The 14,740-nt window shown below is 51.6% G+C and carries 14 protein-coding genes; 9 read left to right on the forward strand and 5 right to left on the reverse strand.

Features of this window, described 5'->3' with window-relative positions:
- Positions 1-5 precede the first annotated feature (5 nt).
- From AC6I4B_RS15520 to mntR, 3 genes are all read right to left on the reverse strand, one after another.
- On the reverse strand, positions 6-1,382 hold the full coding sequence (locus tag AC6I4B_RS15520; RefSeq protein ID WP_497766356.1) for a glycoside hydrolase family 1 protein: 1,377 nt from the start codon (positions 1,380-1,382) through the stop codon (positions 6-8).
- A 141-nt stretch (positions 1,383-1,523) separates the two neighbouring features.
- Positions 1,524-2,636, reverse strand: a complete 1,113-nt coding sequence (locus AC6I4B_RS15525; RefSeq protein ID WP_497766358.1) for an anion transporter — start codon at positions 2,634-2,636, stop codon at positions 1,524-1,526.
- Positions 2,633-3,106 (reverse strand): manganese-binding transcriptional regulator MntR, encoded by a 474-nt coding sequence (gene mntR, locus AC6I4B_RS15530; RefSeq protein ID WP_497766359.1) that lies wholly within the window; start codon positions 3,104-3,106, stop codon positions 2,633-2,635. Before mntR ends, AC6I4B_RS15525 begins: the two co-directional genes overlap by 4 nt.
- A gap of 182 nt (positions 3,107-3,288) precedes the next feature.
- On the opposite strand from mntR, the gene mntS reads away from it, so the two are divergent.
- Positions 3,289-3,414 carry a manganase accumulation protein MntS gene (gene mntS, locus AC6I4B_RS15535; protein WP_497766360.1) on the forward strand — a complete coding sequence of 42 codons (126 nt, stop codon included), beginning with the start codon at positions 3,289-3,291 and terminating at the stop codon, positions 3,412-3,414.
- A 256-nt stretch (positions 3,415-3,670) separates the two neighbouring features.
- Complete coding sequence (locus AC6I4B_RS15540; RefSeq protein WP_497766361.1) at positions 3,671-5,251, forward strand: phosphoethanolamine transferase; 1,581 nt, start codon at positions 3,671-3,673, stop codon at positions 5,249-5,251.
- Between the two features lie 293 nt (positions 5,252-5,544).
- On the opposite strand, the gene ompX is transcribed toward AC6I4B_RS15540, so the two are convergent.
- Positions 5,545-6,054: an outer membrane protein OmpX gene (gene ompX, locus AC6I4B_RS15545; RefSeq protein ID WP_497766363.1), complete on the reverse strand. Its 510-nt coding sequence runs from the start codon at positions 6,052-6,054 to the stop codon at positions 5,545-5,547.
- Positions 6,055-6,407: 353 nt separating this feature from the next.
- Between ompX and rhtA the strand changes: the two genes are divergently transcribed.
- The 5 genes from rhtA to glnQ all read left to right on the forward strand — a co-directional run bounded on the left by rhtA (position 6,408) and on the right by glnQ (position 10,770).
- A complete protein-coding gene (gene rhtA / locus AC6I4B_RS15550; protein WP_497772196.1) occupies positions 6,408-7,295 on the forward strand; it encodes a threonine/homoserine exporter RhtA in 888 nt (295 codons plus the stop codon).
- Between the two features lie 296 nt (positions 7,296-7,591).
- Positions 7,592-8,095, forward strand: coding sequence for a DNA starvation/stationary phase protection protein Dps (gene dps / locus AC6I4B_RS15555; protein ID WP_497766365.1), 504 nt, complete (start codon positions 7,592-7,594; stop codon positions 8,093-8,095).
- Positions 8,096-8,456: 361 nt separating this feature from the next.
- The gene (gene glnH, locus AC6I4B_RS15560; protein ID WP_497766366.1) at positions 8,457-9,203 is read left to right on the forward strand and encodes a glutamine ABC transporter substrate-binding protein GlnH; all 747 of its coding nucleotides are present in this window, start codon (positions 8,457-8,459) and stop codon (positions 9,201-9,203) included.
- A gap of 188 nt (positions 9,204-9,391) precedes the next feature.
- Positions 9,392-10,051 carry a glutamine ABC transporter permease GlnP gene (gene glnP, locus AC6I4B_RS15565; protein WP_497766368.1) on the forward strand — a complete coding sequence of 220 codons (660 nt, stop codon included), beginning with the start codon at positions 9,392-9,394 and terminating at the stop codon, positions 10,049-10,051.
- Complete coding sequence (gene glnQ / locus AC6I4B_RS15570) at positions 10,048-10,770, forward strand: glutamine ABC transporter ATP-binding protein GlnQ (RefSeq protein WP_497766370.1); 723 nt, start codon at positions 10,048-10,050, stop codon at positions 10,768-10,770. Before glnP ends, glnQ begins: the two co-directional genes overlap by 4 nt.
- A 45-nt stretch (positions 10,771-10,815) precedes the next feature.
- Here the strand turns inward: glnQ and rlmF are convergent, their stop codons facing one another.
- Positions 10,816-11,742, reverse strand: coding sequence for a 23S rRNA (adenine(1618)-N(6))-methyltransferase RlmF (rlmF, locus tag AC6I4B_RS15575; RefSeq protein WP_497766371.1), 927 nt, complete (start codon positions 11,740-11,742; stop codon positions 10,816-10,818).
- 201 nt (positions 11,743-11,943) lie between these two features.
- On the opposite strand from rlmF, the gene AC6I4B_RS15580 reads away from it, so the two are divergent.
- Both AC6I4B_RS15580 and AC6I4B_RS15585 read left to right on the forward strand, forming a co-directional pair.
- Positions 11,944-12,204 carry a YdgH/BhsA/McbA-like domain containing protein gene (locus tag AC6I4B_RS15580; protein ID WP_497766372.1) on the forward strand — a complete coding sequence of 87 codons (261 nt, stop codon included), beginning with the start codon at positions 11,944-11,946 and terminating at the stop codon, positions 12,202-12,204.
- 268 nt (positions 12,205-12,472) lie between these two features.
- Positions 12,473-14,725 carry a catecholate siderophore receptor Fiu gene (locus AC6I4B_RS15585; protein ID WP_497766374.1) on the forward strand — a complete coding sequence of 751 codons (2,253 nt, stop codon included), beginning with the start codon at positions 12,473-12,475 and terminating at the stop codon, positions 14,723-14,725.
- Positions 14,726-14,740: the final 15 nt, after the last annotated feature.

A 14,740-nucleotide genomic window follows, 5' to 3' on the forward strand; every position in this document is an offset into this window, starting at 1 on the left:
TGTGGTTACATCTCTTCGCCGTTGCTGTGAATGACTTTTTTCAGCCACGCATAGCTTTTCTTCGGTACACGGCATAAATCTTTTAAGTCGTGGTTTTCACGGTTTACGTACACTACGCCGTAGCGTTTACGCATATCGCCCTGTGAGCTAAGAATATCAATCAGCCCCCAGCCCAGATAGCCAATGACTTGCGCACCATCTTCGAAAATAGCCTCTTTCATGGCGTTGATATGATCACGATGGTAGGCAATACGATAATCGTCAGCGACCATATTCTCACCGTCCCACGACTCAATCACCCCAATGCCGTTTTCAATCGGGAAGACCGGTAAACGCCAGTCATTGTAATAGCGGGTAATGATACTGCGAAAACCGAGCGGGTCTATCTGCCAGTTCCATTCGGTAGCTTTCAGGTGCGGGTTAGGCGTGTCACCAAACAGCATGTAGTTGTTGACCGGCGTTCCTTCGGGAATCGGGTCGCTGTCGAGAGTACGGCTGGCATAGTAGCTAAACGCCATATAGTCGTTCTTCATGGTTGCCAGCACCGCCAGATCGTCCTCCCGATAGATATCGCCCAGACCGGCTTTATCCACAAAATGCATCACTTCCGGGCTGTAACCTTCACCGGCAAATGCGCGCAACAGGTTCTGGTTGAAAAACTCATCCAATTGCTGGGCGCAGAACACATCGCGAGGCTTACAGGTTGCCGGATACACCTGCGCGTGGGCCAACATCCCGCCCATCAGTTTGCCCGGCTGGGTTTCGTGCAGATAATTTGTCAGGTGCGCATGTGCCATCATCACGTGGTGCTGAATCTGGTACAGCTCGCGCAGCGTTTTTTCCCCCTGCATATAGCCGGAAATCAAAAACGCTTCCGGCATATGGTAGAGGTTTTGCTCGTTGAAGGTCAGCCACCAGGTCACGCGGTCGCCAAAGCAGTCGATCACTTTTTTACCGTAGCGGATAAAAGCATCCATAACGTGACGGTCGGTAAAACCGTTGTATTTTTCCGCCAGCGCCAGCGGCATATCAAAGTGGTACAGGCAGATCATCGGCTCAATGCCGCGCGCCAGCAGGCCGGTGATGAAACGCTCGTAGAAAGCGATCCCTTCTTCGTTAAACTCACCGTCGCCGGTTGGGCAAATGCGGCTCCAGGCAATCTGGAAGCGGTAGCAGTTCATGCCCAGGTCTTTCATTAAATCAAAATCTTCTTCGAATCGGTGATAGGAATCCGTCGCCACTTTCCAGTCGGAGGCAAACTCTTTCGGTTCACGGATATCGTAGACCGACATCCCTTTACCGCCCTCATTCCAGGCGCCTTCAGTTTGCATACTGGAGACAGAGTTGCCCCACAGGAAGTTAGCGGGCAGTGATGATTTCATGGTGCGGCTCCTATATGACTAGTCATTTAAATGATATGACTAGTCATATACCGTAAAGCGCAAAAAGGCTGCAACAAGCAGGGTCGTTTTTTGTGAAGCGAGAGGAATTTTTGCGCCGGGATCGTCAAGATCCCGACGCACTCAGCGAATGACCAACAGCAGGCCGTAGGCCACCAGCGCCGCCCACAGCAGCATCGGCAGAGAGTAAAGATGGAAGCGCCACCAGATCCGGCGGTCAGCCGCCATCCGCAGGGCTATCAGATTAGCCAGCGAGCCTGGCAGCAGGCCAAATCCTCCGACGTTTACCGCCCACGCCAACAGCAGCGACGGCGGCACATAGTTGAGCAGTAAAATGGTGGACGGTACATTGCTGATAACCTGCGACAGGCCGATAGCCGTTAGCCACAATTGCCCATCAGAGAGCGTACTTACGCCGCTCAGCAGATGGTTCAGTGCGGGCAGTTGGGTCAGCAGATGGACGTCGATAAACATCGCCATAAAGACCAGCAGCAGCGTCCAGTCAACGCTGAATACCACCCGACGCGCCAGCAGCAAGAAGCCAATAGCGATAATCACAAGCCCCCACAGCTCCTGTTTTATCTCCAGTGCCGCCAGAAAAATCAGGTAAAACGCTAGGCAACTCCACACCAGCAGCGGCTGCCACGACGGCGTGCGTTCACTGCTCTGGAACGCCAGTTTTTTGGCCGGAAAACAGCACCAGCACAACACCAGCAGCGTCACCATCATCGCCAGCGCCAGCGGAGCCATTTGCAAAGTAAAGGCCGGGAAAGATAAGCCTGAGCGCCCCCACAACAGAATATTTTGCGGATTACCGATAGGCGTCAGCAGCGACCCTGCGTTCACCGCCAGCGCCTCAAAAATAATCAGCCGGTTAATCGGCAATGCGCACCATTTTTTCAGCGTCAGGGTCAGCGGCACAACGATAAACAGCGCCACATCGTTGGTAAGAAAAGTGGATAACAGCGCCGCCGCCAGCACCATAAAGAGCGCCAACTGCCGTTCAGTGACAAAACGGCGCGCCATTTTGCGCCCCAGCACATCAAAATAACCGCTCTGCTCCACCCCTTTGGTCAGCAACATCAGCCCGCTGAGGGTAATGATGGTGTGCCAGTCAATCGCCGCTGGCCAACGCGCTGGGGCGAAGGGAACAAAAAAGCTCAACAAGATGCCGACGATAATCAGCAGGTGCAGGAAACGGTCGCGCGCCAGCGACCGAATAAAAGGGAGGTTCATTCCGCGTATTGACCGTGTTTTTGCGTGAACTGGCGGAACATATCCAGCGTTTCCTCGCTGACATGGTGTTCGATGCCTTCGGCATCACGACGAGCGGTGTCGGCGCTGACGCCAAGCACCAACAGGAAGTTTTCAACCACCTGATGACGTTCGCGGCTCTCTTGCGCCAGCTTTTCGCCTTCCGGCGTCAGAAAAACGCCGCGCCAGGGAATTTGTTCAATCAGCCCAACGCCCGCCAGACGTTTAAGCATTTTCGCCACGGTCGGCTGAGACACGCCAAGCCGCGCCGCCATATCGACCTGACGCGCTTCGCCGACTTCACGAATCAAATCAGAAATCAGTTCGACGTAATCATCAATCAGCTCACGACGATGCGCTTCACGGACCTGGCGAAACCCTTCGACATGCTCTTCCACATTCACCAGTTGCGTCACTTTTCTCGTTATTGGCGTACCCGCGCGACGACCCATAGAACTTCCTCATCATGTGTGACGCCTTAATGCGCCATATCAAGTTCGCCCATTGTAATGGATTGTCTCCCGAGCACAAAAATTTAACGTTTTAGCCATAGCTATAAAATATAGCCTGTGCTATATCTGTATGTAATGCAGACGACCTTCAAGGATTGACGGGCCAAATAGCAGGAGGAACCATGAACGAATTCAAAAGGTGTATCAACGTGTTTAGTCACTCTCCATTTAAAGTCCGGTTAATGTTGATTGGGATGCTGTGCGACCTGTTCAACGACAAACCGCATCAGGACACTCCGTCCCGCTAAGCGGCGCGTAGAGCGCCGCTTCATCTCCGTGTCATCTTTCGCTGGCAGACGGCTCTTTTGCTGTTAAAAACAGCGGTTATTTTCCGGTTTTGCAATCGCCCTCCCAAAACAATTTGTTATCAGTTGTTGACCCAGTAATACGCTGGCTATATCTTCTTGCAGCCCTGTACTTTGCATCCCCTCTTCTCGCATTGTCTGGCCAGTAAAGACCCCTTGACGCCAGGGGACGCACATGGCGTTTATATAGTTGCTATCTATGAATCTAACCCTGAAAGACACCCTGGCCGCACGTGGGCTGGCACTTAGCCCGTGGACGGGATTTTATTTTTTACAGTCGATCCTGATAAACCTGGCGCTAGGCTACCCGTTCAGCTTGCTGTATGCGGCGGCTTTTACCTGCGTGTTACATTTGCTGTGGCGCACCATGCCTAAGGTGCAAAAGGTGATTCTGGGGGTTTATTCGCTGGTCGGGGCGCTCTACTTCCCCTTCAGCCAGGCCTACGGCGCGCCAAACTTTAATACCCTGCTGGCGCTACATTCCACCAACATCGAAGAATCGACGGAAATCTTCACCATTTTCTCGTGGTACAGCTACCTGGTGGCGTTGTTTATCTTTGCGCTTGGCGTGCTGGCGGTGTGCCGCAAAGTGGTCGCCAAAGCGCGCTGGAACGTCATCGACACGCTGTATCTGCTGTTTAGCATCGGCGTATTTTTCGTTCAGCCCATTCAAAACCAGCTCTATGGCGGCGTGTTTAAGCTCAAAGACAGCGGCTATCCGGCATTCCGTTTTGTTAAAGACATTATTGTGAATAACAATGAAGTGATTGATGAACAAAAGCGGATGGCGGAGCTTTCCGGAGTGAAAGACACCTGGAATGTGATCGCGGTGAAGCCGAAATATCATACCTACGTGGTGGTGATTGGTGAGAGCGCGCGCCGCGATGCGCTGGGCGCGTTTGGTGGTCATTGGGACAACACGCCGTTCGCGAGTGAAGTGAATGGCTACTTGTTTACCAACTACATTGCCGCCAGCGGCTCCACGCAAAAATCATTGGGGCTGACGCTAAACCGCGTGGTTGACGGTAAGCCCTTGTACCAGGATAACTTCGTCACCCTTGCCAACCGCGCAGGTTTCCAGACCTGGTGGTTCTCAAATCAGGGGCAAATCGGCGAGTACGATACGGCTATCGCCAGTATCGCTAAGCGCGCCGATGAAGTGCACTTCCTGAAAAGCGGGGATTTTGAGGCGGATAAAAATACGCGCGATGACGCGCTGCTGAAGATGACCGAGCAGGTATTATCCACAACTCACAGCCAGCCACAGCTGATTGTTCTGCATCTGATGGGCTCGCACCCGCAGGCCTGCGACCGCACGCAGGGCAAATATGCCCAGTTTGTACAGTCGAAAGAGACATCGTGCTACCTGTACACCATGACGCAAACCGACGAGCTGCTCAGCCAGTTGTACTCTCAACTGCGTCGTTATACCGACAGTTTCTCGATGGTTTATTTCTCCGACCACGGGCTGGCGTTTAAAGAGCGCGGTAAAGCGGTACAGTATCTGGCGCATGATGATAAGTACCAGCAGAACTTCCAGGTGCCGTTTATGGTGCTATCCAGCGACGATAAAGGCCATAAAGTGATTAAAGCGCGCCGTTCTGCGAACGATTTCCTCAGTTTCTTCTCGCAATGGACGGGGATCCAAACGAAAGAAATTACGCCGAAATACCGTTTTATCTCGCAGCAGAAAGCGGGAAAAGTCTACATCACTAACTTCCAGTTACAGAAAGTGGATTACGACACGCTGAAAACCGATCTGTTTGATCCTAAAAGCTAATCACGCAGCATATCTCGCACGCTATCCGTTTCGCTCATGCTCAGGCAACGGATAGCCTACTCTCCCGCTATACTGTTCATACAACGTTTCAGCGCACAGCTGGCGCATGGCAGCGTGGGGAATTGCGGCAATAACACCGATGGTCAGACGGATTAGTAGGATTATGCGGCTTCTTTTTGCCGCCGAGCTATTGATTGATTAGCGCTAATGGTGACGATATTGGGCGGGCTGTTGTCAGGAAAAAAGCATTAAAAAAGGGGTCATATTGACCCCTTTTTGTATCACCGAAGTGATTAGAAGCGGTAGCCAGCACCGATGATCCAGGTACCAACATCAACGCTACGAATGCGAGACTGCTCGTAGGACACGTCCAGAGCTACGTTCTCGATTGGGTTGAATTGCAGACCTGCGCCATAGGAGAAACCGTAGTCGCTGGTGCTGTTGTTGGCTGGGAATTCGTTGTACTGTGCTTTACCGTAACCGACACCGATTACGCCGTAGATGCTTGCCCAGTCGTTCAGACGGTAAGCAGGACCTGCGGTGATGCCGTAGTATTGGCCTTTGCTGTATACGCCGTCTTGAGTGTCGCTTTTAGACGTGTAAGTGAAGGAGCTGATCACACCCAGTGGGCTGTTGTCAGCTTCATAGCGATATTTCAGGTTGAAGCCGCCAGCTTTGTTAGCGACGCCCTGCATATCACTCTGAGCGTAACCACCGGTAACGGTGGAAGTTGCAGCTACGGCAGTACCTGCGGAAACAGCCAGAACTGCGGCCAGTGCTGAAAGACATGCAATTTTTTTCATAACCACCTCAAATGTGCTTCTAATAAGTCCTAAGTTTTAAATATATCAAAAATTGTTAAGAAACTCTTTCGGCATGATGATGTCTAAGGGCACCAATGATGTAACAAAATGTTTCCATTTGATGTTATCCCTTTCATTAGCCACGTCTTTTTACCTTAAATCTTTTAACTTCCCCGGTAAAAACCTGACGCCATTTTCCAGACAATTCCTAATGTTGCAGACGAAATTATCATCGACTACGGAAATTCTACCCGCTCCATGCCATTTTTTTTTCAACAATTCCTCAACCGCCATGTACTAATTCAATTACACTGGCGGTTTTACTTCTTCTGACAAAAATTGACAGGAAAATGATGTCCGGCATCCCCCGCAAACTACCGTCATGGCTACCTATATTCGTTCTCTTAATCTCGATGATCTCGATTCAGAGCGGCGCATCGCTGGCTAAGAGCCTGTTTCCACTGATTGGTGCGCCTGGCGTTACCGCACTGCGTCTGGCGTTGGGTACGCTGATTCTGGTGCTGGTATTCAAGCCGTGGCGTCTACGCTTTGCGAAAGAACAGCGCCTGCCGCTGGTGCTGTACGGCCTGTCTCTTGGGGCAATGAACTACCTTTTCTATCTTTCACTTCAACGCATTCCGCTTGGTATTGCGGTAGCGCTGGAGTTCACAGGCCCGCTGGCTGTGGCGCTGTTTTCCTCACGCCGTCCGGTAGACTTTATCTGGGTTGTGCTGGCGATTACCGGGATGTGGTTCCTGTTGCCGCTGGGCCAGGACGTAGCACACGTTGATTTAACCGGCGCACTATTAGCATTGGGCGCGGGGGCCGGTTGGGCGGTCTATATTCTTACCGGACGTCGCGCTGGTGAAGAACATGGCCCTGCGACGGTCGCCATGGGTTCACTGATTGCAGCGGTCGTTTTTGTCCCGCTAGGGGTAATACAGGCCGGTGATGCGTTATGGCATTGGTCACTGCTGCCACTCGGGCTGGCTATCGCCGTGCTCTCCACTGCCCTGCCGTACTCACTGGAAATGATTGCCTTAACGCGCCTGCCGACTCGCACTTTTGGCACACTGATGAGTATGGAACCTGCGCTGGCGGCGCTGTCCGGTATGGTCTTTCTGGGAGAAACGCTGACCTTCAGCCAAACGCTGGCATTGGGCGCCATTATTATTGCTTCAATGGGTTCAACATTGACGATGCGCCAGGAGAGTAAAATAAAAGAAGTTGAAGTCAGCTAGCGGCCTCTCATTATTATGCATAGTGCAAGCCACTATGCATAATATCCCACTTGAAAAGCATAAATTTTTATTTCAAATCAATAAAAAATATTTTTTAAATATACACTCCGTAGACAAAATTACGTAACACACTGTTTATAAACTATTTTAACCAATAAAATGCGCTCACTATCAAAGCCATAGGCAGAATCAGAAAATACCGTTCCGCTGACGGTGCTATACTTGTTTTCGTTAATTCATGAGGACGCAGATAAAACCGCGTTTATATGTGTAGCGGATCAAGAGGATATATGATTATGAGTACTGCAAAACTGGTTAAAACAAAAAATGCCCAACTGCTGTATACGCGTAACGATGTTCCGGAAAGCGAAAAGCAGGAAACCGTTGCGTTACTCAACCGTCAGGTTCTTCAGTTTATCGATCTGTCCCTGATAACCAAACAGGCGCACTGGAACATGCGCGGCGCTAATTTTATTGCCGTCCATGAAATGCTCGACGGCTTCCGTACCGCGCTCACTGACCACCTGGACACCATGGCAGAACGTGCTGTGCAACTGGGCGGTATCGCACTGGGCACAACCCAGGTGATTAACGCGCAAACGCCACTGAAAAGCTATCCGCTGGATATCACCAGCGTTCAGGATCACCTGAAAGCGCTGGCAGAGCGTTACGCTATTGTCGCCAACGACGTGCGCAAAGCGATTAGCGAGGCCAAAGATGAAGATACCGCCGATATCTTCACCGCCGCTTCCCGCGATCTCGATAAATTCCTGTGGTTCATTGAAGCCAATATCGAATAACCATCAGTAAACGTGATGACCTTCCGGCCTCCTGCCGGGAGGTTTTGCACCATAGAAGTGCACCACCACCTTCAGAAAGCCCGCAAAAGTAAATAATTTGTAATTATCACTTCACGCAATCGTTAATAAAAGATTGTTTTGCCCCCTACGTTTGCGCTAAAAAACACCATACTTAACCACACCGTTTTTATGCACCAATATAGTGCCCCTCTATAGTGCATAAAGACAATTATCCTGCCGCATTCGTGCAGTAAATAAGTCATTACTTGTTAAGAAACAATGAATTGTGAAGTTGGCACGATTTTTTCATAAGCCGATTGTTCTCGCAGGGGATCGCCCCGTGGATATAAAAGGAAATGCTATGAAGTCAATGTTTAAAGTTTCACTGGCTGCACTCACTCTGGCTTTTGCAGTTTCTTCTCAGGCAGCAGATAAACAACTGGTTGTCGCAACGGATACGGCCTTCGTTCCGTTTGAATTCAAACAGGGTAACCAATACGTCGGTTTTGACGTGGATCTGTGGGCGGCTATCGCGAAAGAGCTGAAGCTGGATTACACCCTGAAGCCAATGGACTTCAGCGGGATTATCCCCGCGCTGCAAACCAAAAACGTCGATCTGGCGCTGGCGGGCATCACCATCACTGACGAGCGTAAAAAAGCGGTCGATTTCTCCGACGGCTACTACAAAAGCGGCCTGCTGGTGATGGTTAAAGCCAATAACAACGACATCAAGAGCGTAAAAGATCTTGATGGCAAAGTCGTGGCGGTGAAAGGCGGTACTGGTTCTGTCGATTACGCTAAAGCCAACATCAAAACCAAAGATCTGCGCCAGTTCCCGAACATCGATAACGCCTATATGGAGTTAGGAACTAACCGCGCCGATGCGGTACTGCACGATACGCCAAACATTCTCTACTTCATTAAAACAGCCGGTAATGGTCAGTTCAAAGCGGTAGGCGAATCTCTGGAAGCACAGCAGTACGGTATTGCGTTCTCTAAAGGCAACGACGAACTGCGCGAGAAAGTGAACGGCGCGCTGAAAACGCTGCGTGAGAACGGCACTTATAACGAAATCTACAAAAAATGGTTCGGTACGGAACCAAAATAATAAATGACATTAGCCGCCAACGGTGGCTTGCTGGCGTTGACCCAGACTGAAATTGCCAGATGGCGCGCGACTTATCAGGCCTACCCGGTGTAGGCCAGCCAAGCGTAGCGCCATTCGGCATAACATCAGCAGTCTCACTTTTTTAGCGCTGGGTATTTTGTTTTTCACCAAGGTAACAGGAACGTATTATGCAGTTTGACTGGAGTGCCATTTGGCCTGCCATTCCCCTTCTGATTGAAGGCGCAAAAATGACGCTGTGGATTTCGATCCTCGGCCTGATTGGCGGCTTAGCCATTGGTCTGGTGGCCGGTTTTGCGCGTTCATTCGGCGGTTGGATAGCCAACCACATCGCGCTGGTATTTATCGAAGTTATCCGTGGTACGCCTATCGTTGTGCAGGTTATGTTTATCTACTTTGCCCTGCCGATGGCGTTTAACGACCTGCGTATCGACCCATTCTCTGCCGCCGTGGTCACCATCATGATCAACTCCGGCGCGTATATCGCGGAAATTACCCGTGGGGCCGTGCTGTCGATTCATAAAGGCTTCCGTGAAGCCGGGCTGGCGCTGGGGTTATCTCGCCGCGAAACGATTCTCCACGTGATCCTGCCGCTTGCGCTGCGCCGTATGCTGCCGCCGCTGGGTAACCAATGGATAATCAGCATTAAAGATACGTCACTGTTTATTGTTATCGGTGTCGCCGAGCTGACTCGTCAGGGCCAGGAAATCATCGCCGGTAACTTCCGTGCGCTGGAAATCTGGAGCGCCGTTGCCGTCTTTTACCTGATCATTACGCTCGTTCTGAGCTTTATTCTGCGTCGCCTGGAAAGAAGGATGAAAATCCTGTGATTGAATTTAAAAACGTCTCTAAGCACTTTGGTCAAACCCAGGTGCTGCATAACATCGACCTGGACATTAAACAGGGTGAAGTCGTGGTAATTATCGGGCCGTCTGGCTCCGGCAAATCAACTCTGCTGCGCTGCATCAACAAGCTGGAAGAGATTACCAGCGGTGATTTGATTGTTGATGGCCTGAAAGTCAACGACCCGAAAGTGGACGAACGCCTGATTCGCCAGGAAGCGGGCATGGTGTTCCAGCAGTTTTATCTGTTCCCACATTTGACGGCGCTGGAAAACGTCATGTTTGGGCCAATCCGTGTACGCGGTCTGAAAAAAGACGCAGCGGAAAAGCTGGCAAAAGATCTGCTGGCGAAAGTGGGCCTCGCGGAACGCGCACACCACTATCCGTCTGAGCTTTCCGGTGGCCAACAGCAGCGCGTGGCGATTGCTCGTGCGCTGGCGGTTAAACCGAAAATGATGCTATTTGATGAGCCAACCTCCGCGCTTGACCCGGAACTGCGTCATGAAGTGCTGAAAGTGATGCAGGATTTAGCCGAAGAAGGCATGACGATGGTTATCGTGACCCACGAAATCGGCTTTGCCGAAAAAGTGGCTTCCCGTTTGATCTTTATCGATAAAGGGCGAATTGCCGAAGATGGCAACCCGCAAGAGTTGGTGAAGAACCCGCCAAGCCCGCGCCTGCGCGAATTTTTGCAGCACGTGTCATAATGACAATGCCGTTTATCCCTGCCGGGATAAACGGCATTTTTCAACTCAGCGTTTACGCGCCAGGAAGCGGCGGCGCTGTTCATCATCCATAAAGGACCAGGCGATAAAGCGGCTCTGTTTCTGCCCTTGCGCCATCTCTTTTTTCACCACCTTCACCGCCCCAACGTCAGTTAACGCGCGGTACAGTGGCGGCAGGTTTTCCCCTTTCGACACCAGCGACGTAAACCACATCACCTGACGGCCAAAGTTTTTACTTTCGGCAATCATCTGTTTGATGAAGTTAACTTCCCCCCCTTCGCACCACAGCTCCTGCTGCTGGCCGCCAAAGTTCAGCGCGTCATCGCGGTTCTGGCCCAGATTATGGCGTTTACGTTCGCTGCCCGCGCGTGCAGAGGCGGCGGAATCGTGGAACGGCGGGTTACACAGCGTGGCATCAAACTGTTCATTCTTATGAATAATGCCGTTGAACATCGCGGTGCTGTCTTTCTGACGACGCAGACGAATCATCCGGTTTAGCGCCGGGTTAGCGCTAATAATGGCCTGCGCACTGGCAAATGCCTGTGGATGCGTTTCGCTGCCGGTAAAACGCCAGCCATACTCATGCGCACCAATCAGCGGATAAATGCAGTTTGCGCCCACGCCGATATCCAGAATGCTCGCGCCTTTTACCACGTTGCCGTTTTCATCACTCAGCAAATCCCCCAGGTGATGAATGTAATCTGCACGCCCAGGAACCGGCGGGCAAAGGAAACCTTCCGGGATATCCCACTCTTTTACCGCATAAAAATGGGCCAGCAGCGCTTTGTTCAGCGTTTTTACCGCCAGCGGATCGGCGAAATTAATAGTCTGCTCACCGGCGGGGTTGAGGGTAATAAAATCGCTCAACGCGGGGCACGCCTGGCACAATGCATCCAGGTCGTAGCGGTTGTGGTGACGGTTACGCGGGTGTAACCCCGGTTTTTGGGTACTCATGACTTTCTCCTGTCGTAATGCGGCGTAAGATACCCGTTGACGACGGTGCGGTAAATAAGGGAGTCTGGATTCCTGGGTCTAAATGACAGGTTTATCTGGAACCCGGTCATTCCAGCCGTCTTTGGTCACTGATTTCCCCCTCTTTTTACTCATAGCGACCTACACTTAATGTATTCCCTGTTGCTATCAGGAGGGGATGCCATGAAACGTTATACTCTGCTTTTTGCCGCCATACTCCTCGCGACGCCCTCTTTTTTTGCCCATTGCGCCCCGACACCAACCGATACCGACAGCGGGCCATTCCGCCCTGCCGGTACAGTAACCGCGAGCGGAGCCAGTAACCTTGACGATCTCCAGCGCCAGCTTGCCGATAAAGCCCACAAGGCCGGGGCGAAAGCCTTCGTGGTCGATGTTGCCAGCGGTAACAACAAAATGTTTGGCTCCGCCACGCTGTACAAATAACGCGTCTATTGGTGAGCGGCATAGCTGCCGCTCATCCACATCCTGTTGAAGTATGTAACTCTGATGTATAAAAAATGAAGTTTTTGTAAATCAATGTATTTATTTTTCACCCAATGAGTGATAAAAAGTTACGCGCTTTGATAATGCTTATCACAATCATTATCAGCATCATTTAAAAGAAAAAATAACCTGTAGTGGCGAAGGGGACATGACGCCCCCGGTTGTCATCATTTACATCGCTTTTAAAAATCATAAGACGCTCATTGATATGGAAAAAAATCGCACCATCCCGTTCAGTAGCTTTAGCTCCCTCACCTTCTTTACTGGATTATGTATTGGCTTAACCCCTGCCGCTCAGGCGGAAGACGGTAAAGAAAAGAGCCAGGGTGATACGCTGGTTGTTGAAGCACAAACGCCTTCACTGTACGCCCCAACCCAATCCGCTGACCCGAAATTCAGCCGCCCGATTGCCGATACCACGCGGACGGTGACGGTGATATCCGAGCAGGTTATCAAAGATCAGGGCGCGACCAACCTGACGGATGCGCTGAAAAACGTACCAGGCGTTGGTGCTTTCTTTGCAGGGGAAAACGGCAGCACCTCAACGGGCGACACCATTTATATGCGTGGTGCGGATACCTCTAACAGCATCTATATCGATGGCATTCGTGATATTGGCAGCGTTACCCGCGATACCTTCAACACCTCACAAGTTGAAGTGATTAAAGGGCCGTCCGGCTCAGACTATGGTCGCAGCGCGCCAACCGGCTCCATCAATATGATCAGCAAGCAGCCTCGCCTGGACTCAGGGATTGACGCCTCTGCCAGCGTCGGCAGCGCCTGGTATCGCCGTGGCACGCTGGACGTTAACGAAGCGGTTGGCGAAACCACCGCCGTGCGTTTAAACGTGATGGGTGAGAAAACGCACGATGCAGGCCGCGATAAAATCAAAAATGAGCGCTATGGCATTGCGCCCTCCGTAGCATTCGGGCTGGGCACACAAAACCGTTTATACCTGAATTACCTGCACGTTACGCAGAACAATACCCCAGATGGTGGCGTGCCAACCGTCGGCCTGCCGGGTTATTCCGCCCCTAGCGCGGCGACCTCGGTGTTGAACCACTCCGGTAAAGTGGATACCCATAATTTCTACGGCACAAACTCTGACTACGACGATTCGACCACCGATACGGCGACGATGCGTTTTGAGCACGATTTCAACGACACCACCACGATTCGCAACACCACGCGCTGGTCACAGATAAAGCAGGATTATCTGATGACGGCGATGATGGGGAACACCAAAACCCCCTACGACTGGACGCGTAACATCGTCACCAAAGATGTCAGCAATAAGATCCTGACTAACCAGACCAACCTGACCACCAAGTTTTATACTGGCTCAGTAGGCCATGACGTGAGCACTGGCGTCGAATTTACCCACGAGCAGCAGACAAACTACGGCGTTTATCCGCTGACAGCACCAACCGTTGATCTCTACAACCCAAACAGCGATATCTCTATTGGCGGCCTGAAGCGCAGCGGCGCAAATTCCAACGGTCAAACCGATACTTTTGGTATCTATGCCTTTGATACACTGCAATTAACCCAGGATTTCGAACTGAACGGCGGTATCCGTCTCGACAGTTATCACACGGAGTACGACAGCGCGACATTATGCGGCGGTACTGGCCGTGGAGCCGTTACCTGCCCGGCAGGTGTAGCGAAAAACACCCCAGTCACCACTGTAGATGCGGCTAAATCAGGCAACCTGGTGAACTGGAAAGCCGGTGCGCTTTACCACCTGACGCAGAACGGCAACGTTTACGTCAACTACGGTATCTCTCAGCAGCCTCCGGGCGGCAGCAACTTCGCCCTGGCGGCAGGCGGTACGGGCAACAGCGCTAACCGTACTGACTTTAAACCACAAAAAGCGAAGACCAGCGAAGTGGGAACCAAATGGGAAGTGCTGGATAAACGCCTACTGCTGTCGGCGGCTATTTTCCGTACTGATATCGAAAACGACGTTGAAGCCAACGATGACGGTACGTATTCACAGTACGGCACTAAGCGCGTAGAGGGCTATGAGCTGTCCGTGGCGGGGAACATTACCCCAGAATGGCAGGTCATCGGTGGCTTTACCCAACAGCGTGCAACCGTGCGTGAAGGAGCGGATGTGGCACAAGATGGAACCTCCTCACTGCCGTACACGCCAGAACACGCCTTTACGCTGTGGAGCCAGTACCAGGCCACCGATGCCATTTCCGTTGGTGCGGGTGCGCGCTACGTCGGCAGTATGCATCGTGGTAAAGATGGCGCTGTCGGTACACCGTCCTACACCGAAGGCTACTGGGTGTCTGACGCCAAGCTGGGCTATCGCGTCAACAGCAACCTTGATCTACAGTTGAACGCTTACAACCTGTTTGATACTCACTATGTTGCTTCCATCAACAAGAGTGGCTACCGCTATCATCCGGGCGAACCGAGAACCTTCATGTTAACGGCCAATGTTCACTTCTAAGTGTTATCGTGGGGC

This window comes from Kluyvera fluvialis (genome assembly GCF_059725275.1).

What these genes read in the sequence shown, in the direction of transcription:
- AC6I4B_RS15520 (WP_497766356.1), bottom strand. Translation starts at nt 1,382, where the DNA reads ATGAAATCATCACTGCCCGCTAACTTCCTGTGGGGCAACTCTGTCTCC.
- AC6I4B_RS15525 (WP_497766358.1), bottom strand. Translation starts at nt 2,636, where the DNA reads ATGAACCTCCCTTTTATTCGGTCGCTGGCGCGCGACCGTTTCCTGCAC.
- mntR (WP_497766359.1), bottom strand. Translation starts at nt 3,106, where the DNA reads ATGGGTCGTCGCGCGGGTACGCCAATAACGAGAAAAGTGACGCAACTG.
- mntS (WP_497766360.1), top strand. Translation starts at nt 3,289, where the DNA reads ATGAACGAATTCAAAAGGTGTATCAACGTGTTTAGTCACTCTCCATTT.
- AC6I4B_RS15540 (WP_497766361.1), top strand. Translation starts at nt 3,671, where the DNA reads ATGAATCTAACCCTGAAAGACACCCTGGCCGCACGTGGGCTGGCACTT.
- ompX (WP_497766363.1), bottom strand. Translation starts at nt 6,054, where the DNA reads ATGAAAAAAATTGCATGTCTTTCAGCACTGGCCGCAGTTCTGGCTGTT.
- rhtA (WP_497772196.1), top strand. Translation starts at nt 6,408, where the DNA reads ATGTCCGGCATCCCCCGCAAACTACCGTCATGGCTACCTATATTCGTT.
- dps (WP_497766365.1), top strand. Translation starts at nt 7,592, where the DNA reads ATGAGTACTGCAAAACTGGTTAAAACAAAAAATGCCCAACTGCTGTAT.
- glnH (WP_497766366.1), top strand. Translation starts at nt 8,457, where the DNA reads ATGAAGTCAATGTTTAAAGTTTCACTGGCTGCACTCACTCTGGCTTTT.
- glnP (WP_497766368.1), top strand. Translation starts at nt 9,392, where the DNA reads ATGCAGTTTGACTGGAGTGCCATTTGGCCTGCCATTCCCCTTCTGATT.
- rlmF (WP_497766371.1), bottom strand. Translation starts at nt 11,742, where the DNA reads ATGAGTACCCAAAAACCGGGGTTACACCCGCGTAACCGTCACCACAAC.
- AC6I4B_RS15580 (WP_497766372.1), top strand. Translation starts at nt 11,944, where the DNA reads ATGAAACGTTATACTCTGCTTTTTGCCGCCATACTCCTCGCGACGCCC.
- AC6I4B_RS15585 (WP_497766374.1), top strand. Translation starts at nt 12,473, where the DNA reads ATGGAAAAAAATCGCACCATCCCGTTCAGTAGCTTTAGCTCCCTCACC.